Source organism: Kutzneria sp. CA-103260, from assembly GCF_018263855.1.
Taxonomy (GTDB): Bacteria; Actinomycetota; Actinomycetes; order Mycobacteriales; family Pseudonocardiaceae; genus Kutzneria.
Window position 1 is genome coordinate 115667 of sequence record NZ_CP073318.1, and the last position, 19720, is coordinate 135386.

General features: G+C 70.9%; 19 protein-coding genes. 9 read left to right on the forward strand and 10 right to left on the reverse strand.

Annotation, left to right across the window (positions count from 1 at the left end):
- Nucleotides 1-30: 30 nt before the first annotated feature.
- Nucleotides 31-1074: an amidohydrolase family protein gene (locus JJ691_RS00540; RefSeq protein WP_211766804.1), complete on the forward strand. Its 1044-nt coding sequence runs from the start codon at nt 31-33 to the stop codon at nt 1072-1074.
- On the opposite strand, the gene JJ691_RS00545 is transcribed toward JJ691_RS00540, so the two are convergent.
- Nucleotides 1016-1618, reverse strand: a complete 603-nt coding sequence (locus JJ691_RS00545; protein WP_211766805.1) for a DedA family protein — start codon at nt 1616-1618, stop codon at nt 1016-1018. The genes JJ691_RS00540 and JJ691_RS00545 overlap by 59 nt on opposite strands.
- A 1-nt stretch (nt 1619) precedes the next feature.
- Entirely contained in the window at nt 1620-2219 is a 600-nt protein-coding gene (locus JJ691_RS00550; protein WP_211766806.1) for a class I SAM-dependent methyltransferase, read from the reverse strand.
- A 130-nt stretch (nt 2220-2349) separates the two neighbouring features.
- Here JJ691_RS00550 and JJ691_RS00555 point away from each other — a divergent pair, with 130 nt between their 5' ends.
- Both JJ691_RS00555 and JJ691_RS00560 read left to right on the forward strand, forming a co-directional pair.
- Entirely contained in the window at nt 2350-3483 is a 1134-nt protein-coding gene (locus JJ691_RS00555) for a sensor histidine kinase (protein ID WP_211766807.1), read from the forward strand.
- Nucleotides 3480-4118 (forward strand): response regulator transcription factor, encoded by a 639-nt coding sequence (locus tag JJ691_RS00560; protein ID WP_211766808.1) that lies wholly within the window; start codon nt 3480-3482, stop codon nt 4116-4118. The genes JJ691_RS00555 and JJ691_RS00560 overlap by 4 nt, the downstream gene beginning before the upstream one ends.
- A 2-nt stretch (nt 4119-4120) precedes the next feature.
- On the opposite strand, the gene JJ691_RS00565 is transcribed toward JJ691_RS00560, so the two are convergent.
- Nucleotides 4121-4447 carry a hypothetical protein gene (locus tag JJ691_RS00565; RefSeq protein WP_211766809.1) on the reverse strand — a complete coding sequence of 109 codons (327 nt, stop codon included), beginning with the start codon at nt 4445-4447 and terminating at the stop codon, nt 4121-4123.
- Between the two features lie 3 nt (nt 4448-4450).
- A complete protein-coding gene (locus JJ691_RS00570; RefSeq protein WP_211766810.1) occupies nt 4451-4972 on the reverse strand; it encodes a SigE family RNA polymerase sigma factor in 522 nt (173 codons plus the stop codon).
- A gap of 95 nt (nt 4973-5067) precedes the next feature.
- On the opposite strand from JJ691_RS00570, the gene JJ691_RS00575 reads away from it, so the two are divergent.
- The 3 genes from JJ691_RS00575 (at nt 5068) to JJ691_RS00585 (ending at nt 8694) form a co-directional block, all read left to right on the forward strand.
- Nucleotides 5068-6228, forward strand: a complete 1161-nt coding sequence (locus tag JJ691_RS00575) for a glycosyltransferase 87 family protein (RefSeq protein ID WP_211766811.1) — start codon at nt 5068-5070, stop codon at nt 6226-6228.
- A 112-nt stretch (nt 6229-6340) separates the two neighbouring features.
- Entirely contained in the window at nt 6341-7765 is a 1425-nt protein-coding gene (locus JJ691_RS00580; RefSeq protein WP_211766812.1) for a neutral zinc metallopeptidase, read from the forward strand.
- Nucleotides 7766-7806: 41 nt separating this feature from the next.
- Nucleotides 7807-8694 (forward strand): fructose bisphosphate aldolase, encoded by an 888-nt coding sequence (locus tag JJ691_RS00585; RefSeq protein ID WP_211766813.1) that lies wholly within the window; start codon nt 7807-7809, stop codon nt 8692-8694.
- Here the strand turns inward: JJ691_RS00585 and JJ691_RS00590 are convergent.
- Nucleotides 8691-9296 carry a hypothetical protein gene (locus JJ691_RS00590; RefSeq protein ID WP_211766814.1) on the reverse strand — a complete coding sequence of 202 codons (606 nt, stop codon included), beginning with the start codon at nt 9294-9296 and terminating at the stop codon, nt 8691-8693. The genes JJ691_RS00585 and JJ691_RS00590 overlap by 4 nt on opposite strands.
- A gap of 516 nt (nt 9297-9812) precedes the next feature.
- On the opposite strand from JJ691_RS00590, the gene hisG reads away from it, so the two are divergent.
- Nucleotides 9813-10676 (forward strand): ATP phosphoribosyltransferase, encoded by an 864-nt coding sequence (gene hisG, locus JJ691_RS00595; RefSeq protein WP_211766815.1) that lies wholly within the window; start codon nt 9813-9815, stop codon nt 10674-10676.
- A 198-nt stretch (nt 10677-10874) separates the two neighbouring features.
- Nucleotides 10875-11750: a LysR family transcriptional regulator gene (locus JJ691_RS00600; protein WP_249227606.1), complete on the forward strand. Its 876-nt coding sequence runs from the start codon at nt 10875-10877 to the stop codon at nt 11748-11750.
- Here the strand turns inward: JJ691_RS00600 and JJ691_RS00605 are convergent.
- From JJ691_RS00605 to JJ691_RS00620, 4 genes are all read right to left on the reverse strand, one after another.
- Nucleotides 11747-12667 carry a SagB/ThcOx family dehydrogenase gene (locus JJ691_RS00605; RefSeq protein WP_211766817.1) on the reverse strand — a complete coding sequence of 307 codons (921 nt, stop codon included), beginning with the start codon at nt 12665-12667 and terminating at the stop codon, nt 11747-11749. The genes JJ691_RS00600 and JJ691_RS00605 overlap by 4 nt on opposite strands.
- Before the next feature lie 96 nt (nt 12668-12763).
- Nucleotides 12764-14509 (reverse strand): ABC transporter ATP-binding protein, encoded by a 1746-nt coding sequence (locus tag JJ691_RS00610; protein ID WP_211766818.1) that lies wholly within the window; start codon nt 14507-14509, stop codon nt 12764-12766.
- On the reverse strand, nt 14502-16217 hold the full coding sequence (locus JJ691_RS00615; RefSeq protein WP_211766819.1) for an ABC transporter ATP-binding protein: 1716 nt from the start codon (nt 16215-16217) through the stop codon (nt 14502-14504). Before JJ691_RS00615 ends, JJ691_RS00610 begins: the two co-directional genes overlap by 8 nt.
- 177 nt (nt 16218-16394) lie before the next feature.
- The gene (locus tag JJ691_RS00620; protein WP_211766820.1) at nt 16395-17513 is read right to left on the reverse strand and encodes an SDR family oxidoreductase; all 1119 of its coding nucleotides are present in this window, start codon (nt 17511-17513) and stop codon (nt 16395-16397) included.
- Nucleotides 17514-17672: 159 nt separating this feature from the next.
- Here JJ691_RS00620 and JJ691_RS00625 point away from each other — a divergent pair, with 159 nt between their 5' ends.
- A complete protein-coding gene (locus JJ691_RS00625) occupies nt 17673-17984 on the forward strand; it encodes an antibiotic biosynthesis monooxygenase family protein (protein WP_211766821.1) in 312 nt (103 codons plus the stop codon).
- On the opposite strand, the gene JJ691_RS00630 is transcribed toward JJ691_RS00625, so the two are convergent.
- Nucleotides 17959-19713, reverse strand: a complete 1755-nt coding sequence (locus tag JJ691_RS00630; protein WP_211766822.1) for an FAD-dependent oxidoreductase — start codon at nt 19711-19713, stop codon at nt 17959-17961. The genes JJ691_RS00625 and JJ691_RS00630 overlap by 26 nt on opposite strands.
- Nucleotides 19714-19720: the final 7 nt, after the last annotated feature.

The following is a 19720-nucleotide window of genomic DNA, read 5'->3' on the forward strand; positions in this document are numbered from 1 at the left end:
AGACAAATCTGTTCCCTAAGGAGGCGGCCAGTGCTCACCGCGCTCACCAACGTCCGGGTCTTCGACGGCCAGCGGCTCACCGAACCCACCACCGTGGTCATCGACGGCCCGGTCATCGGCGACAACAGCAACGGCGCGCAGGAGGTGGACGCCGCCGGCGCGACGCTGCTGCCGGGCCTGATCGACAGCCACGTCCACCTGTCCGGGCCGGAGACTCTGAACGAGCTGGCCCGCTGGGGCGTCACCACCGCCTTCGACATGGCGTTCTGGCCGCCCGAGCTGATCAAGTCCACCCGTCAGCACACCGGCGGCGCCGACTTCCGCACCGCCGGCCTGCCGGCGATCGGCCCCGACGGCCCGCACGCCAAGATCCTCAAGCTGCCGGCCGAGGCGATCGTGCTCACCCCGGAGGACGCGCGCCGGCACGTCGAGGCCCGCGTCGCCGAGGGCGTCGACTACATCAAGGGCGTCGCCGAGGCGCCCGGCGACGGCGGCCCGAGCCAGGAGACCCTGACCGCGCTGGTCGAGGCCGCCCACGAGCACGGCCTGAAGGTGGTCATCCATGCTGCCACCGTCGGCGCCTACACCGTCGCCGTCGCCACGAAGGCGGACTTCATCACCCACGTCCCACGCAACGGCGTGATCAGCCCCGACGACATCGCCGCGATGCGGGCCAACGGCCAGATCGACGTCCCGACGATGACCGTGATCGAATCCATGGCCGGTCCCCAGGACTTCCTGTTCGCCAGCGTCGCCGCCCTGCGCGAGGCCGGCATCGAGATCCTCGCCGGCACCGACGCGCACGCCACCCCGGGGCTGCCCAGCCGGATCGCGCACGGCGAGAGCCTGCACCACGAGTTCGAGCTGCTGGCCCGCGCCGGTCTGAGCCCGGTGGAGATCCTGCGCTCGGCGACCGAGCTGCCGGCCCGCGCCTTCGGCCTCACCGACCGGGGCCGGATCGCGCCCGGTCTGCGAGCCGATCTGCTGCTGGTGCAAGGGGATCCGACCACGGACATCACCGCGACTCGGAATATTCGCGCCGTGTGGCGCGCCGGGAATCGAATCGGCGCGTAGCCCACACCACCGCGACCACCGCCGCCGCGACGGCGGCCGCGCCGATTCCCAGCCACTGGCTCAAGGTTTCGTACACCGCGCTGCCCAGGTAGCCGACGGCGAGCAGGGTCAGAGACCACACCGTCGCCGTCGGCACGCTCACGGAAACGAAGCGGCGGTAGGGAATGCCGGCCCGCGCCGCCAGTCGCGGAGTGAGGGTCCGGATCGGCCCCAGCCACTGTCCACAGCAGACGGCCGGCAACCCGAGCCGCCCCACCAGCGCCGCTGCCCGTTCCCGCGCCGCGAGAAACCTTTGCGGCACCGGGAAATCGCCGCCGAGGCTGCGCAGGTAGGCCAGCTGCGGGCCGGCAACCGCCGCCACCGCCGCGACAACTCCGGCGACCACAAGGTTCACGACGTCCAGTCGCGCGAGCACCCCCAGCGCCAGCAACGCGCTCGTGCCCGGCAGCACCAAGCCGATGAGCAGCCCGGAATCGGCCACGATCAACGAGCCGGCGGCCAGCAGGAGGAACGGCTGCGGCAGGCCCCGCAGCCACGTCAACACGTCAGGCATCGAAGGGCCGCCGGCACAGATACACCAGCGCCGGCGGGAAGTTCCGCCAGATCGTACGGCTGACCACGACCTCCTCGAAGTGCTCGTGCAGCAGCGCGCGGAACCGCCGGCCGCCGGGCGTCGGCGTGGAGAAGCGGTACGCGAACGTGCTGAATCCCGCGCCGGGCGCGAGAACCCGGCACACCTGGCCGAGGATCGCCCGCTGCTGGGCCTCCGGGAACAGCGACCACGGCAGGCCGCTGACGACGGCGTCCACCCGCGCGACCCCGACGCCGTCCAGCAGCGGACCCAGCTCGGCGGCGTCGCCGCGCAGCACCTCGATGTCCGGGCACAGCAGTTCCAGCCGGTCGGCCAGCTCGGGATCGATCTCCACGGCCAGGTGGCGGCCGCCCGGTGGCAGCCGCCGGCCGATCGCCCGGCTCACCGGTCCGGTGCCGGGACCGAGTTCGGCCACGAACGGCTTGTCCCGCATGGGCACCACCGAGGCCAGCGTCCCGGCGAGCACCGGCCCGCTGGGGGCGATGGCGCCGATCACGCCGGGCTGGCGCAGCGCGGCGGAGAAGAAGGCCGAGGTGTCGTTGATCGTGGGCATGGGTCCAGCCTGGCCGAGCACACATGAGGTTTCGTCAGTCTCCCGGCCCGTGACCGGAGTCCGACAGGAGGACCCCGTCTCATCCCACGGTATGAGGCGGGGGTCGGGGATGATCCCTAGGGTCGGTGCTGTGCAACGAGTGTCCACCGAGCTGCTGTGGGTGCCGGTCCGCTTCGTGCCGCTGCTGGCCGGCGCGGCCTACCTGGGCATCCAGAGCTCCTACAATCCCCGTGGCCTCGGCGTCACGGACTGGGTCCTGATCGTGGTCTCGGGCGGGCTGGTGCTGGCCGGCGGCCGGTTCCCGCTGGCCGTCCTGATCGGCCAGTCGCTGCTATTCGCGGCCGGGCCGCTGCTCTTCTCGCCGGGCTGGGCCGTGGTGGTCGTGCTGGGCCCGGTCGCGCTGGCCGAACTGTGGATGCGCCGTTCCGGCTGGCAGTGCTGGGTGGGGACCGGAGTGTTCCTGTTCGCGCAGGCAGTCGTGCTCTGGCGGTACTCGGACGCGTTGTTCTCGACGACCTCGATGGCCCTGATGACGTTGCCGGCGCTGCTGCTCGGCCTGTACATCCGGCGGGTGTTGCAGCGGGCGGTCACCGCGCAGCGGCAGCGCGAAGAGGCCCTGCGTGACGCCCGTGCCGCCGAGCGGACGGCGATCGCCCGCGAGCTCCACGACCTGATCGCCCATTACCTCGGTTCCATTGCCTTGCAGGTCGGGGCCGCGCGGCACGCGCTGGGGGAGAACGAGCCCGAGGTCGCCGTGGCGCTGGCCGAGGTGCACGCCACCGCCCGCACTGGGCTGGCCGACCTGCGCCGGTTGGTCGCGACGCTGCGTGACCCGGACACCCTGGACGATCAGGTCGGGGCGGCGATGGCCGAGCCCAAGGGGCTGCCGGCCGCGCTGGCCGCCGCCGTCGAACGGGCCCGGGGCGCCGGGCTCACCGTGGAGGCGGAGATCGATCCCGGCGTGACCACTGTGGACGCGATGCGGCGGCTGGCCGTGCTGCGGGTCGTGCAGGAAGGACTGACCAACGTGATCAAGCATGCCGGGCCGGACGCCCGGGCCACGCTGCGGGTCGACGCCGTGCGGGGCGAGGTGCAGATCCTCATCAGCGACGACCGCCGTGGCCGCCCGGCCGAGGCCCGGGGCGGCGGCTTCGGGCTCATCGGCATGCGGGAGCGCATCGAGCTGCTCGGCGGCACGGTGCGCGCCGGGGCCAGCCCGCGCGGCTGGGTGCTGGCCGTCGAGATTCCGGGCGGGCCCGCGTGATCCGCGTGCTCATCGTCGACGACCAGCACCTGGCCCGGGCCGGGCTGCGCATGCTGTGCGGCACCGCCGAGGACATCGAGGTCGTCGGCGAGGCCGACAACGGCCAGTCCGCCCAGCACCTCGTCGACCAGACCCGGCCCGACGTCGTGCTGATGGACCTGCGCATGCCCGGCGTCGACGGCATCACCGCCACGTCCCGCATCCTCGCCGCCCGACCGGCCACCCGGATCCTCGTGCTCACCACGTTCGACGACGACGATCACCTCTACCCGGCCCTCGCCGCCGGCGCGCACGGCTTCCTGGCCAAGGACGCCGCCCCCGAGGACGTGCTGGCCGCCATCCGGCGGGTCGCCGCCGGGGACTCCCCGTTCAGCCCCGACGTCCTCCGCCGCTTGGTCCAGACAGCCGTGACCGCCCGCACGGCCGCCCCGCCCGCCGTGCTGCCCCGGCTCACGCCCCGGGAACGAGAGGTCCTGGCCCTGGTCGGCGACGGTCTGTCCAATCCCGAGATCGGCCAGCGCCTGCACCTGGGGGTGACGACCGTCAAGACCCACATCGCCAGCCTGATGACCAAGACCGGTGTCGCCAACCGGGTCGGCCTGGCCCTGCTGGCGGCGCGCTCCCTGAACTCGTGAGTTCAGGGCGTGGTGGTGAAATCGGTGGTCGGACCGAAGTGTCGGGACGTCGTCGTGGTGAGGGGGGCCAAGGTCGTCGTGGTGGTGGTCGTGACCGTGTTCGCGACGGGAGGCGGCGAAGCCGGCTGGACGGGCCGGTTGGTCACGAGCAGTAGCGACACGGTCACGCCGGCGGCCACCACGACAACGCCGCCCACGCCGGCGCCCCAGCGCAGGAGGCGGATCCGGCGGCCCCGCCGGGCGATGGTGGCAGCGGTGAAACCCAGGGGCGGCCCGGGCTCATCGGTCCTGGCCAGCAGCGCCCGCATCCGCTCGTCGTCGGTGTCCACGGCTCACCTCCCGTCCGGTTCGAGCACGTCGAAGTGCGGTCCGAGCCGCCGACGCAGCGCGGCGACACCGCGGGCGGCCTGGCTCTTCACGGTGCCGGCGGAGCAGCCGAGCGCCTCGGCGGTCTCCTCCACGGACAGATCGTTCCAGTAGCGCAGCACCAGCACGGCCCGCTGCCGCGGCGGCACGGAAGCCAGCGCGGCCTGCACCAGCATTCGCTGCTCGGCGTCGCCGTGCGAGGCGGGCAGCTCGGGCGGCTCGTGGGTGAGGTGCTCACGCTTGCGCCACAGCCGCCGGTTCTCCGCGAGGAACGTCCGCACCACCACCTTGCGCGCGTACGCGTCGAGGCCGACCTGTCGCAGCCGGGGCCACGCCAGGTACAGCTTGGTCATCGCGACCTGGGTGATGTCCTCGGCCCGGTGCCAGTCGCCACACAGCAGGTACGCCGTCGCGCGCAGGGCGTGCGCCCGCGCCGCGAAGTACTCGCTGAAGTCGTCGTCCGTGGCCACCGGAACCGAGTATGCCATCGAAAACTTCGTGCAACCCGCCGCCGCCCCCGGGGCATACCTACCCCTGAACGGGGCGCCGACCGGCGGCGTCCGCCTGCCCACCGGACGACACCTTGCACACAGAACTCCTCACCGAACCCAGGATTGAGCCTTCGGCTGAGAAGACACCGCTGGTCGAGCGACTGGCCCGGCACGCCCTCGCGCCCGCAGGCGTCTACCTCGCGGTCCGCGTGGTGGGCGTGGCGATCCTCGGCGTGCTCGCGGCCGTGCACGACCGAAACCTGTTGGACGTGCTCAAGGCCTGGGACGGCGAGTGGTACCTGTCGATCGCCCGCGACGGCTACGCCACCGCCGGTCTCGGCAAGGTGGACGCGGCCGGGAACTTCACGCCCGACACGACGATGGCGTTCTTTCCCGGCTACCCGCTGGTGATCGGCATGCTCGGTCGATTGACCAGCACGGCGTTACCCCTGGTCGGCGTGGCCGCCAGCCTGATCGCCGGCCTGGCCGCCGCTTACGGCATCGCGCGGCTGCCACGGGATCGGAAGGTTGGGCTGATCACCGTCGCGCTGTTCGCGGCCACGCCGATGGCGGTCACCCTGTCCATGGTGTACTCGGAGGCGCTGTTCAGCGCACTGGCCGTGTGGACGCTCGTCGGGGTGATGGAACGGCGCTGGTGGCTGGCCGCTTTGTGTTGCGCGGCGGCGGGTCTGGTCCGGCCGAGCGCGGGTGTGCTGATCGTCATCGTGATCGTGGCCGTGATCATGTACGGCCGGACGGCGTCGGCCTGGCTGGCCGCGGCCATCTGTCCACTCGGGCTGGTCGGCTTCCTGGCCTGGGTCGCGAATCGCACCGGCAGCCTGACCGGCTGGTTCGAGGTGCAGAAGGCCGGCTGGGGCACGGCTTTCGACTTCGGCGCCAACACCTGGCAGTTCATCCGGTACGTGCTGACCCGCGACACCTCGGTCATGGAGACCACCAACATGTTCGTGGTGCTGGGGGCGATCGTGCTGTGCGTGCTGGCGGTGCTGCGCAAACAGCCGTGGCCGCTCGTCGCGTACGGGATCGGGCTGGTGGTGATGACCGCCGGGTCCAGCGGCGTGACCTATTCGAAGATGCGGCTGCTGGTGCCGGCCTGCACGCTGCTGATCCCGGTGGCGATCGGGCTGGCCCGCCGCCGCAACGGCACCGTGCTGGCCGTGTTGGTGGCGTCGGCGCTGGTCAGCGGGTGGATCGGGGCCTACGCGCTGACCGCCTGGAAGTACGCCATCTGACTGTTCGGGCAAGATCCCCCGTTCGGGGTGAACCGGTGCCGGGACCCGTCCGTGTACCTCGCGAACGGCTTCCGGAACGGCCGGAACCGCTTGTCCCGCCTGGAGAATCCCGATGATCCGCAAGACTGTCGCGTCCGCTGCCGCCCTCGTGGCCGCCGTCGCGGTGTTGGTTTCCGGATGCGCCCAGGCGATCGGCGGCTCCGGCGCGGTCGAGCGCCCCGACCCGAACCAGGTCGCAGGGCTCGCCGTCACCAGCGGTGACAGCGGCCCGCGGCCCGGTGTCGCCGACGCCGGCCTGCCGGTCGCCAACTCCGACCGCAGCGCCGTCGACCGGCTGGCCGCGAACGCCGTCGCCGACGTGCAAGCCTTCTGGGAGAAGGAACTTCCGGCCGACTTCGGCAAACAGTTCGCCCCGGTCAAGCAGCTCACGTCGTACGACTCGACCGGGCAACCGCTCAAGCTCTGCGGCTCCAGCACCGCCGGTCTGGTCAACGCCTTCTACTGCCAGCAGGACGACTCCGTGTCCTGGGACCGCGGTCAGCTTCTGCCGCAGCTCAACGACTCCTTCGGCCCGATGGCCGTGGTCGCGGTGCTGGCCCACGAACTCGGCCACGCCGTGCAGTTCCGGCTCGGCAGCGTCAACCAGGCCACGCCGACGATCGTCAAGGAGCAGCAGGCCGACTGCTACGCCGGCACGTTCTTCCGGTCCGTGGCCGAGGGGCAGGCGCCGCACTTCCAGCTGTCCACCGGGCCCGGCCTGAACCAGATCATGGCCACGCTGTTCTTCATCCGTGACACCGCCGGCGCCAGCGCGCAGGCCGCCGGCGCGCACGGCAATGCCTTCGACCGGGTGACCGCGTTCCAGCTCGGCTTCTCCGACGGCGCCAAGCGCTGCGCCCGCATCGACGTGGCCGAGGTGCAGAGCCGGATCACCGAGCAGCAGTTCGACCCCAACGACCGGGACCAGGGCCTGGGCAAGGGAAACCTCCGGGTCAACGACCAGAGTGCCCTGCGCGACCTGCAAACCACGCTCAAGGCCGTGTTCCCCCAGGGACAACTGGTTGCCGGCCAACTGTCCTGTTCGGACGGCAAGGCGACCTCGCCGGCCTCGTACTGCCCCATCACCAACAGGATCTCACTCGACCTGGCCAATCTGGTCCGCGTCGGCACACCGCCCCAGAAGGGCGTCAAGGGAGGCATCGGTGACTTCGCCGCGTTCGCCGAAATCGCGTCGCGCTTCGCACTCGCCTACGAACACGGGACCGGCCATGCCCTCGACGGTCCGTCGACCGGCCAGCTCACGGCGTGCCTGACCGGCATGTGGGCCGGCACCATCACGCCCGCACACCAGGGCGCGCTCCAGCTCTCGCCCGGCGACCTCGACGAGGCCGTGTCCGAGATGCTCACCGGCGACAGCCTGATCGCCGCCGACGTCAACGGCCGGTCCGTGCCGTCCGGCTTCGCCCGGGTGGAGGCCTTCCGCGACGGCTTCACCTCCACCGGCCCGGCCATCTGCACCAGCAAGTACAGCGGCTGATCCCGGATGCCGCCGCGGAGCTGTCGTTCTAGGCTCGGCCCATGGACACCACGCAGCTGGAGAAGATCAAGGCCGGCAAGGGGTTCTTCGCGGCGTTGGACCAGAGCGGCGGCAGCACGCCCAAGGCGCTGGCCGAGTACGGCGTCGGGGCCGACCGCTACGGCTCCGACACCGAGATGTTCGACCTGGTGCACGCCATGCGGACCCGGTTGATGACCAACCCGGCGTTCGACGGCTCGCGGGTGCTGGCGGCGATCCTGTTCGAGCAGACCATGGAGCGGGCGGTGGACGGCCTGCCCACCGCCCAGTTCCTGTGGCAGCGCAAGAACGTCGTGCCGATTCTCAAGGTCGACAAGGGGCTGGCCGACGAGGCCGACGGGGTGCGGCTGATGAAGCCGATCGACACCCTCGACGACCTGCTGGCCCGGGCTCGCGAGCACGGGATCTTCGGCACCAAGATGCGCTCGGTGATCAACTCGGCTGATCCGGCCGGCATCGAGGCCATCGTGGACCAGCAGTTCGAGTACGGGAAGCGGATCATGGCCGCCGGCCTGGTGCCGATCCTCGAACCCGAGGTGACGATCACCAGCCCGGACAAGGAGCAGTCCGAGGCGCTGCTGCTCGATGCCGTCACCCGCCGGCTCAAGGCGCTCGACGCGGACGCCCTGATCATGCTCAAGATCAGCATCCCGACCCGGCCCGGCCTGTACGGCGAGTTGGCGGCCGACCCCCGAATGCTGCGGGTCGTCGCCCTGTCCGGCGGCTACAGCCGCGACGAGGCGTGCGAGCGACTGGCCCACGACCCGACCCTGATCGCCAGCTTCTCCCGCGCGCTGTTGGAGGGGCTGACCGAGCAACAGTCGGACGAGGCGTTCACCGCGCGACTGGAGGCGTCGATCGAGCAGATCTACCGGGCCTCAGTGCACTAACGCGGCCAGCGCTCGGCCCTGTCGGTGACCGGAGCAAGCTCGACCAGGGCGGGGAAGCCGATGGGTGGGGTGTCCATCTCCATCTCGTAGACGAGTACCTCGGGCTCGTCGGGTTCGAGATCCGCGTGCACGCCAAACAGGAGCACGCAGCCGAGCGTGCCGACGATGGCGGCGGCGGCGAGAATCCAGATGCCTGTGCCGGCCGTGATTTCGACGAACTGGTTGCCGGAGTACTGCTCGATCTCGTCCGTGAAGCTGGCGACGACCAGCCAGGCGAAGCCGACGATCAGTCCGGTCATGGCAACTGCGGCCAGTCTGGTCCTGAGCAGTTGGGGTTCGACCACAACGCGACTGCGTAACAAGGTGTTGGCGGCGAACAGCGCCAGCAGGCCCGCAACGACCACTGGCACACCATAGTAGTTGGATCGGCTGAGGACGGCGGTTGGAAAGGTGCCAGCCGCGCTCGGGTAGGACGACACCCAGCCGGTGGTCGCGAACACCCTGCTCGGGGACCCGCCGGACAGGGAGGTGTGGACGATGAAGATGTAGAGGTTCGCGAACGTGCTGCCGACCGCCAGCACACCGGCGACCAGCAGCGTCATGCCGGCTACGAACCTGTGTAGCCGCTGGCGGCTGACAGTGGGAGGTATGGGGCCTGTCATGACGTGGATTGTGCCAGCGCCGGACTACACGCTCCGACCTTTCGGCTGAAATGGCTCTCTGTAGGACGGCCTCGCGCCATCGGTGTCGACCTGGCGTCGATGGCCACTGATGGTCACTGCCGGCTGCCCTGGTTGCGGTACTTCTGTGCTGTACGGCAATCGCTCATGTGTTCCCCTTCGTAGTCACTAGCTCCGTATTTGATGTAGCTGGCGTGACTGTCGAGCCCGCGTCAGGGGTGCCGCGACGGTGTTGTCCGAGTGGTGTCGTCGGAGCGGCATCCTCCGTGAGGAATGCTCGGATCCAAGGTCCGGTCGTCAACGGCAGCTGATGCCTGGAATGACCGTGCTGGTGCACGGCTGGGAGTCAGGCGGCATCACTCCAACCGCACTGGAGCCGTTCACCGCCGGCGCGATAACCCGCTCGAGTCGCGGGGTGGGCCCTGCCACCATGGGCGCATGACGCTTCGCGTGGCAGTGCCGAGCAAGGGGTCGCTCAGCGGCCCGGCCATGGAGTTGCTGACCGACGCCGGGTACCACGCGCAGAAGGGCCATCGCGAGCTTCGGCGCTATGACCCGGACAACGACATGCTCATCATCTACCTGCGCCCCAAGGACATCGCCACCTATGTAGCCACCGGCGACCTCGACGTCGGCGTGACGGGCCTGGACCTGCTGGTCAACTCCGGCGCCGCGGCGGAACCCATCCTGGAACTCGGGTTCGCCAAGGCGCGGTTCCGGTTCGCCGCGCCGGCCGACTCTCCGATCCGAACGATCGAGGACCTGCACGGACGCAGGCTCGCGACGTCGTTTCCGACCTTGGTGGCCAAGTCCCTGGCTGGCCGCGGAATCACGGTGGACCTGGTCACGCTGGACGGCGGCGTGGAAAACGCCATCGAGCTCGGGGTGGCCGATGCGATCGCCGACGTCGTGGAGACGGGCGAGTCACTGCGCAACGCCGGATTGGTGCCGTTCGGCGAGCCGCTCATGCATTCGCAGGGCGTGCTGATCCAGAGCAGCAGCAGGGCGCTCGACGAGGACAAGCACGCCATCGTCCGGGGGATGGTGGAGCGGCTGCGGGGCGTGCTGAACTCGCGGAAGTACGTGGTGATGGACTACGACTGCCCGAAGGCGGCACTGGAGCAGGCCTGTGCGCTGACGCCAGGGCTGGAATCCCCGACGATCTCCCCGCTGGCCGATGCTCAGTGGGTCGCGGTGCGGTCGCTGGTACTACGCGGCGACGTGCAGCGGGTCATGGACCAGTTGCAGGGGATCGGCGCCAGGGCGATTCTCGTGACCAAGCTGGACGCCTGCCGCGTATAGCTGACCGAGGGTCCGGGTTCGATCGGTGCGTCGATCGAACCCGGCCCGTTCCGTTACCGCGCCAGCAACGCCTCGCGTCTCGACGCGACAGCTGTGCTGCCCACGGCGTCGCACGGCAGGATGGGTAGCGGAGCAACCCACCCATGCCCGGTGATCGTTTCGCACGTGGCGGGTGCCGTGATGGGTCCAGGAGGGGCTGTGACGGATTACAGCAGGCCAGCGCTGAATCTGGAGCGCATCAGAAAATTCGTGGTTGTCGCCGAGGAACTGCACTTCGGGCGGGCGGCCGAGCGGCTGCACATCGCCCAGCCGGTGTTGTCGCGGCAGATCCGCGCCCTGGAGGACGAGCTGAAGGTGCGGCTGTTCGCCCGCGACCGGCGGCGCACCGAGCTGACTGCTGCGGGGGAGCAGTTGCTGGCCGACGCCCGTCCGCTGTTGGCGAGTGCGCAGGCGCTGCGGTTGCGGGTCGGCCGGGCCGCCCGTGGGCAGCACTCGTTCACCGTCGGCTTCATGCCCGGCCTGATCGTCACCGCCGCCGTGCGGGCGCTGTCCGACCGACACCCCGAGCTGACCGTCAACGTGGTGCGAACCAGCTGGCACGACCAGATCGAGGTGGTGCACGACGGCCGGGTCGACGTCTCCTACATCCGGCTGCCGGTGGATCAGTCCGGCCTGACCGTGCGGCCGCTGCTGACCGAGCCCCGGGTCGCGGTGCTGCCGGCCGATCACCGGCTGGCCGGCAAGGAGTCCATCGCCGTCGCCGACCTGGCCGACGAGCACCTGCTACAGGATCCCGACGCGGTGCCGGAGTGGCGGGACATCGCCACCGAGCTGCGGGACGGTACCCGTGCCCAGGTCGGCGCGTTCCACGCTGTGGAGGAGAAGCTGGAGCACGTGGCCAGCGGCCGCGGCGTCACTGTGCTGCCGCTGTCCACCGCCACCTTCTACACCCGGCCCGACATCGTGCACGTGCCGGTCCGGGACATCCCGCCCAACCAGGTCTGCCTGGCCTGGGAGGCCGGCCGCCGCAGCCGCCTCATCCAGGAGTTCGCGGCGATCGCCGAGTCCTGCTAGGCGGTTCCGACGACCGCGCCGCCGATGGCCAGCTCGGTGGTCGGGTCGCAGCCGATCAGCTCCTCGACCAGCTCGTCCCGGATGGTCGAGGTGAACGCGGTCCGCAGCCCGAGCCCGGTGGCGGCCAGCGACAGGTTCTGGTTCCGGTGGCCGGCGTCCAGTTGCAGCGTGCGGTAGCCCCGCGCGGAGTCGTGCCGCCACAGGACGCTGGTGTAGAAGACGACCAGCCCGGCCGCTGCGACCCAGGGTTGGTCGCCACAGGCCGCGACCAGGTCCGGGCCGTTGACGGGGTCGCCGACCATCGCCAGCTCGTGGGTGTGGCCGTCGTAGTGGTAGACGCCGGGCTTGAGCCCCTCGACGTTCTGAACCACCGGGTACAGCTCCGTGCTGTGCTCGCTGCTGACCTGGAGCAACGCGCCCAGCGAGGACAGCGGCACCGCCTCCGGGCCGAACTCCCGGTGGCTCTGGTTCTGCCGCAGCACGTCGAGCAGATCCCGGTGCCGCCACTGGGCTTGCTCGGCCGAGGGCAGCGGAATCCTTTCCGTGTCACGGAAAGTGCCGACCGGCTCCGGGCCTTCGGCCGACTCGGCCGGGAACCGGCTGCCGCGAGTCGTCCGCGTCGCGAAGTGGTACGCCCGCGCGATCGGTCCCCACCGGCCCCAGGCGTGCAGCACCGCCCGCTCCTGGGCGTCTCGCTGCGAGCCCTCGGCCACCAGGACGTCGTTGGCCAGCAGCGCCGCCACGGTGTGCCGGTGCCGCTCCGGCACCGACTCCCGGTCCCGCCAGCGCAGGAACCAGCGCATCGCCACGTCGGCGTCGTCGCCCAGCACGAACTGCCGGTGGTCCAGGTAGTCGTCCCAGACGACCTGGCCATCCACCACGAACGCCGCGCCGCACGCGGAGACCCGCAGCCGCATCAGGTCACGGCGCCGATGTCCACAAGCTTGTCCACAGCCGTCAGGTTATCGTCGCCTAATCCGGTCGGAGCACACCGGGACGGTCCACGACCTGGATCAACTGCCCGTTCGGCCGTAGGCGCGGGCCTGGATCCGGTACAGCCCCGCATAGCGGCCGTCGGCCGCCATCAGTTCGGCGTGCGAGCCGCACTCGACCAGCCGGCTGCCGTCCAGCACCAGAATCAGGTCGGCCATCCGCACCGTGGCCAGCCGATGCGACACCAGAACGGTCACACCGGGCCCCTTCGCCCGGGCGTACCGCTCGAACAACGCGTCTTCGGTGGCGGCGTCGAGCGCCGAGGTCGGCTCGTCCAGCACGAGCAGCAGCGGCTCGTCGCGCATGAAGCCGCGGGCCAGGGCCACCCGCTGCCACTGACCGTGCGAGAGATCGACACCGTTCTCCCAGGTCACGCCGAGTTGCGTGGGCAGTGGCACCGGCACCCCGCCGGCCCGGGCCGCCGCAGCGTCAAGTGCGACAGGATCGTCGATGCGCGGCAGGTCTCCGACGCCGATCGACTCGGCCGCGGTGTACTCGAACGGGAAGAAGTCCTGGAACGACCCGGAGACCCGCTGCCGCCACTGCTGCGGATCGATCGCCGCCAGGTCGACGCCGTCCACCAGGATCCGGCCGGCGGTGGGGGAGTAGAGCCGGCACAGCAGCTTGACCAGCGTGGACTTGCCGGCACCGTTCTCGCCGACGACCGCCACGGTCGTGCCGGCCGGCAGCGTGACGGTGACGTCGTCGAGCACGGTCCTGGTGGTGCCGGGGTAGCGGAAGGTGACGTTTTCCAGGCGAATGCCGGTGTCGAGGCGGTCGGGCGGCGACTGGGTCGCGGCATCGCGCTGCGCGGCGGCGTAGTCCTCCAGCCAGGCCAGCCGACGCGAGACGTCCAGCCAGATGGTGCGGAAGAATTGGGTCGTCTGCACGGTGTTGGCCACGTACTGGGCGAGCCGGCCGCCGGCGGCCAGCACCAGCAGCAGCGCCGTCGGCTGGTGGACGACAGAGGCGATGGCCACCAGGTAGGCGAGGCCGAACAGGGCGTGCGCGCCGGCCTGCCACCAGGCCGTGCGCCAGCGGGCCCGGGAGAGCGTGCGGTGCCGTCGCCACCAGGCTCGCTGACGGAGATCCTTGATCTTGTCCTGCACCCCGAAGACGCGGATCTCCTTGGCCGGGCCGGGAGTCGTGCCCAGCTCGAACATGTGCTTGGCCAGCCGGTCGTGCTGCGCCCCGGCCTCCTCGGCCCGCCTTTCGGCGTCGGACCGCCACGTCGACACCAGCACCGTCGGGACCGCGATCACGCCGAGCAGGCCGAACCACGGGTTCGCCGCCATCAGCAGGCCCACCGTGATCACCAACCGGGCCAGGGCGCCCAGCGTCCAGAACAGCTGCTGGTACAGCTCGCTCAACGCCTCGGCGTGATCCCGCAGCACCGAGATCCGGTCCATCACGTCCGGCCGCTCGTGATGCTCCAGCGTAGTGATGGTCGACTGGATGCAGGCGACATGCTGCTCGACGACGATCGCCGCCCGATCGGCGAACCGCCGGTTCGCGCGGCTGCTCACCGTCGCCAGCAGCCACCCGCCGACTCCGAGCACCGCCAGCATGGCCAGCGCCGCTGCCGGGTTGGTGCCCAGCATCGAGAACCCCAACGCCAGCAAGGCATCCGGCACCGCCGCCGCCACCGTCGTCCCGAACGCCACCGCGATCAGCAGCGGCCCCGCTCGGTAGCCGAGCTTGAGCGAACGGATCAGCGAGGGCAGCCAGCCGGGAAGTTCGGTAAGGGCAGTGGAATCCTCAGTCATGGTCGTACCTCGCCGCCTGGAGGTCGAACAGCTCGCGGTACTTGCCGTTCGCGGCCATCAGCTCGTCGTGGGTGCCCAGCTCGGCCACCTTTCCGTTGTCCAGCACGCAGATCCGGTCGGCCTGGCGGACCGTGCCGAAGCGGTGCGACACCAGGATCGTGGTGCAGCCCCGGGTTTCCCGCAGGAACCGGCTGAACGCCTCGGTCTCGCCCCGGACGTCCAGCTGCGCGGTCGGCTCGTCCAGCACGACGATGCCGGCCCCCTGCCTCGTCGCGCAGAGCGCCCGGGCCAGGGCGATCCGCTGCCACTGACCGCCAGAGAGGTCCGTGCCGCCGTCGTATCCCTTGGCCAGCACGGTGTCCAGGTCGGTGACCGCCGCGCCGGTGGCCGCCAGGGCCTGCCGGATGTCTTCCACCGGCGCGCCGGTCGGGGCGACGTTGTCCTTGAGCGGCAACTGGTAGCGGATGAAGTCCTGGAACACGGCCGTCACGTTCGACCGCCAGCCCTTGAGGTCCAACTCCCTGAGGTCGACGCCGTCGGCCTCGACGGATCCCTGTGTGGGGTCGTAGAGCCGGCAGATCAGCTTGACCAGGGTGGTCTTGCCGGCCCCGTTCAGCCCGACCACGGCCAGCGAGGTGCCGGCCGGGATGGTGAGATCCAGACCGTCCAGCACCGGCCGGTCGGCGTTCGGGTAGCTGAACCGGACATTCCGAAACCGCAAGTCGGTGCCGGTGGGCATGCGGGAACCGGAGGGCAATCCACCGGCGCGCGACATCTTCGCCGCAAGTCCCATGGCCGACCGGACAGCCTCGATCGCCGGCGGCAGGGCCCAGTTCAGGCCGCCGAAGGCGATCGCCGCGGTGCCGATCGCCGCCTGCGCGAACGCGGCGCGCTGTCCGAGGCCGATCGTGCTGTCGGTGGCCAGGACCCAGAACACCACGCCGTTCGCGACAACCAGCGTCGCCAACGTCCAGCCGACACCGCGCTGGCGCAGCTTTGTGGCCTGCCAGCGCAGATCCACCAGCTTCCGTCTGTTGTGGACGAACTGGCGGACCGTCCACCCGCTCAGCCCGAACAGGCGGATCTCCTTGCCCGCCGGGGGATCCACCGCCAGTCGGTACGTGTACTCCGCGCGCCGCTGGGCGTACTGCACCTCGGGGGCGTCCCGGTTCCACGTGCTGCTGTCGCGGAGCAGCCAGTGCGTGGCCAGCCAGGCCGCCGCCAGCAGCACGCCGGCCCACCAGTGATACGTCGCCAGCAGGACCGCCTGGCCGACTCCGGCCAGCGCCTCCACCAGGCTGCCGGCGATCAGGCCCATCGACAGCGCCAGTGGCGGGCCGGAGATGCCCAGGTCGAAGTCCCGGGCCACGGCCAGCTCGCCGGCCAGTTCCCGCGATTCCAGGTGCGCGATGCCCGGCGGGCCCGTGGTCGCCATGATCAGGCGGTCCTGGAGCCGGGACGACAGGTGGTCGCCGAGATTGGTGCTGACCTGGCCGTGCACAGGGGCAAGGACTTGCATCAGCAAGAACACCGTTGCCAGTGCGGCCAGCGGCCACACCGGGTTCTCGGCGGCGATCAGCGCCCCCACCGCGTACGCGAACAGCGGCGGCAGAATTCCCTGTGCCAGCAGCAGAATCCACCACGCAGCCGCCAGTCCGCGATGCGCCCGCCACAGTGCCTTGACGAAGTCCCCCACGAGGTCGTGCATTGAACCGGATGGCAGGACGGCCAGCAACCCAATTCCCACCCCCGGCGAGTCCCGCTCAGCGTCAGGGCGAGTCCCGTTTTCGGGCAACCATGATGCAGGTTCCAGCGGCCGGGTCTTTTCGGGCGTGGTGGGTCCCGAGGACGGGACTCGCTTGCCGGAGGACGGGACTCGCGGGGGTCAGCGGCTGAGCAGGGGGACGTTCTGGCGCGAGGTGGCGTGGATCTGGTACCAGATCTGGTGGTCCCGCAGCACCGGCAGGGTCGCGGTCCAGGTCGACACGGCCGGGGTGGGGACGGCGGCCAGCAAACGTGTGCGGTCGAAGGTCTTGGCACCGGTCAGGTACGAGCGGAAGGCGTCGATCCGGCGGTCGAACTCGCGGTCGGCGGGGGCGAAGCCGGCGTCGGAGTAGGTGTAGTGCGGGCGGGGCAGGCCCACGATGTCGAACATCAGGTCCAGGCCGTCGCCCACGCGGATGTCGGTCGGGTGGGTCAGGTGGAACACGCCGGCGTGGCCGGACCGGCTGACGGCCACGGCGTCGGCGGCGACCAGGTCGACCGGGGCCAGGTTGACCGGGGTGGCCCGGTCGACCCGCAGCCGCAGCGGCCGGGTGCGCACGGCCGGGTCGCCGAGCATGGACAGCATCCGCTCCAGCTGCACGAGCTGCCGGTGGATGCCGTACATGCCGGTGTGCCCGCCGACCACGGCGTGGGTGACGCTGTGCCCGATCACCAGGCCGGGCCGCAGGATCCGCTTCACCAGGCCGTCGGCGGCCAGCACCGCCCACTCGGCGGCGATCTTGCTCTCCTCGTACCGGTTGTTGTGCAGCGGATCGGTCACCGGCAGTTCGCGGACCGTCCCATAACGACGGCCGGCGACGTAGGCGGTGCTGAAGTGGTTGAAGGAGTGGCACCCCAGGGCGACGGCCAGGTCCACGGCGTGTCGCGTGCCGAGCACATTGGTGCGCTGCAAGCCTTCCCAGTGCCGGTCCTCGTACCGCTGGTCGGCGGCGCAGTGCCAGAACTCGGCCGCGCCTGCGGGAAAACGGCCGGGATCCACGCCGCACAACGGGAGTTGCACATCGGCCGGCACGGCGACGCAGCGGTGTCGGATGTCGCTGTCGAACGCCTCGCCGTGCCCGAACGCCCGTGCGGCCGAGGTGAGGGCGGTGGTCAGCCGGCTGGCCGCGTCGGACCGGCCGGGGCGGACCAGGCAGGCCACGTCGGCGTCGGTGCGGCGCAGCAGCTCCAGCACGAGCGCGGAACCGACGAAGCCGGTTGCTCCGGTGACGACGTGCACGACGATCCTCTTCCCGAACGCGGTGGCGGTCCCTTCGATGCTACGGAGCGGACCGGGTCGGTTCACCGGACGTTCGGGCCGAGTTGCCCTGACAAAGGTGCCTCCTGCGGCCGGGAAGTGTGCGCTCCGCCACAATTCGGCCGGGCGTAGGCTGGCGGCATGGCAGTCGTGAAGATCAACGCGCTTGACGTGCCCGAGGGCGCCGGCGAGGAAATCGAGAAGCGGTTCGCCGCCCGGGCGGAGGCGATGAACTCGGTGCCCGGCTTCCTGGGCTTCGAGCTGCTGCGCCCGGTCGGCGGCGAGAGCCGGTACTTCGTCTACACCCGCTGGGAGTCCGACGAGGCGTTCAAGGCCTGGGGCTCGGGCCCCGCGGCCGGCGCCGCGCACGCCGGCTCCCGCCAGCCCGTCTCCACGGGCGCCAACCTGCTGGAGTTCGAGGTCGCGCTCAGCATGGAGCCGAAGCAGGCCTGACCACCGAGGTGTACGCCCGCGCCAGCGCGGCCGCCGGATCGGCCGGCAGCCGTGCGGCGCGCCAGGCGACGTAGCCGTCCGGCCGCACCAGCAGCGCGCCGTCCTCGTCGATCTCCCTGGCCCGCAGCCAATCCCCGTACGCGTCGCGCAGCCCGTCCACCCCGATCCGGACCACCCTGATCCGGTCTGCGGCGACCGGCAGCCCCGCGGCGGCGTCGGCCCAGGCTGTGCCGGAAATGCCGGTGAGCAGGGTGAACCGGCCATGGCCGACCAGGTCCAGTGTGGACAGTCGATGTCCGTCGGCCCCGACCAGCCAGGCGTGCGGCAGCTTGGCCCCCGGCCGGGTGGTCGGCTGGTGGTAGAGCTCCTTGTCACGCCGGAACACCTCCGCCGGCGAGTCGTCCGGGACCACCGCCGACGACTGGTAGCGCTGGTTCAGCTCCACACCGTGCGCGTTGAACTCGTAGTTCTTCAACTCGATCGCCTCGGCCATCCGGGCCCGCCGCGCCGCCCCGTCGGCATCCGGCGCGTCCAGCGCCTTCATGCCCAGGGTGATCGCCTCGTCGTCGCCACCGCCGGCGATGCCCAGCGTCTCGAAGATCGGCAGGAACTGGTCCCGGCTGAGGTTGGCCCGGTCCACGATCTGCCGGCCCACCGGGGCCCGCTCGGCGGTGTAGCTGTCCAGCAGCGCCGGGTCGGCCTCGCCGCGCAGCACCATCGCCAGCTTCCAGGCCAGGTTGTACGAGTCCTGAATGGACGTGTTGGAGCCCAGGCCGTTCGACGGCGGATGCCGGTGCACGGCGTCGCCGGCACAGAACACCCGGCCGGCCGAATAGGCCGTGGCGTAACTGTGGTTGACCGTCCACAGTGAAGTCGAGCTGATCCGCACCGCCAGCTCCGGATCGCCGACCAGGTCCCGCACGATCGCCGTCGCCGCCTCGTCGTCCACCTCCGGCGGCGCCTGGTTGATGTCGTACCCCCAGGTCAACAGCCACTGGTGCCACGGCCGCACACACCGCACGAGACCCATGCCGATGCCGCCGGTCTCCGCGCCCGGCCGCATCACCCAGTACAGGATGCTCGGCCGGTGGGCCACGTACCGGCTCAGGTCGGCGTCGAAGACGATGTTCATGCTGCCGGCCTTGCCGGTGCGGCCGGCCACCGGCAGCCCCACCTGCTCGGCCACCAGGCTGCGGCCGCCGTCCGCGCCGATCAGGTAGCGGGCCCGGATGGTCTGCGTCTCGCCCCGCACCCGGTCCAGCACGGTGGCGGTGACGCCGTCCTCATCCTGGTGCAGGGAAAGGAACTCCGTGTCGAAGCGGATCTTCGCGCCGCGCTCGGCGGCCTTGCCGACCAGAATCGGCTCCAGGTAGTTCTGCGGCAGGTCGATCATGCCGCAGGGGCTGGCCGCGGTGTACTCGGTCAGCGCGGCGTCGCCGGTGCCCCAGGTGCGGATGCGGCCGATCTCGGTGCCGGCCAGCGACGTGCACAGCACGGTGTCGCCCATCAGGTGCTGGGGCGTGCCCTTGGCCTCCGCCTCGGCCTGGATGCCCAGGTCCCGCAGCACTTCCATGGTGCGCTGGTTGGTGATGTGCGCCCGCGGGGTGTTGGCCACCCAGCCGTACTTGGTGACCAGTGTCGTCTGGATGCCGTATGTGGCCAGCAGTAGGGCGGCCGATCCGCCGGCCGGTCCGCTGCCGACGACCAGGACGTCGGTGTCGTGGGTCATCGGCCGA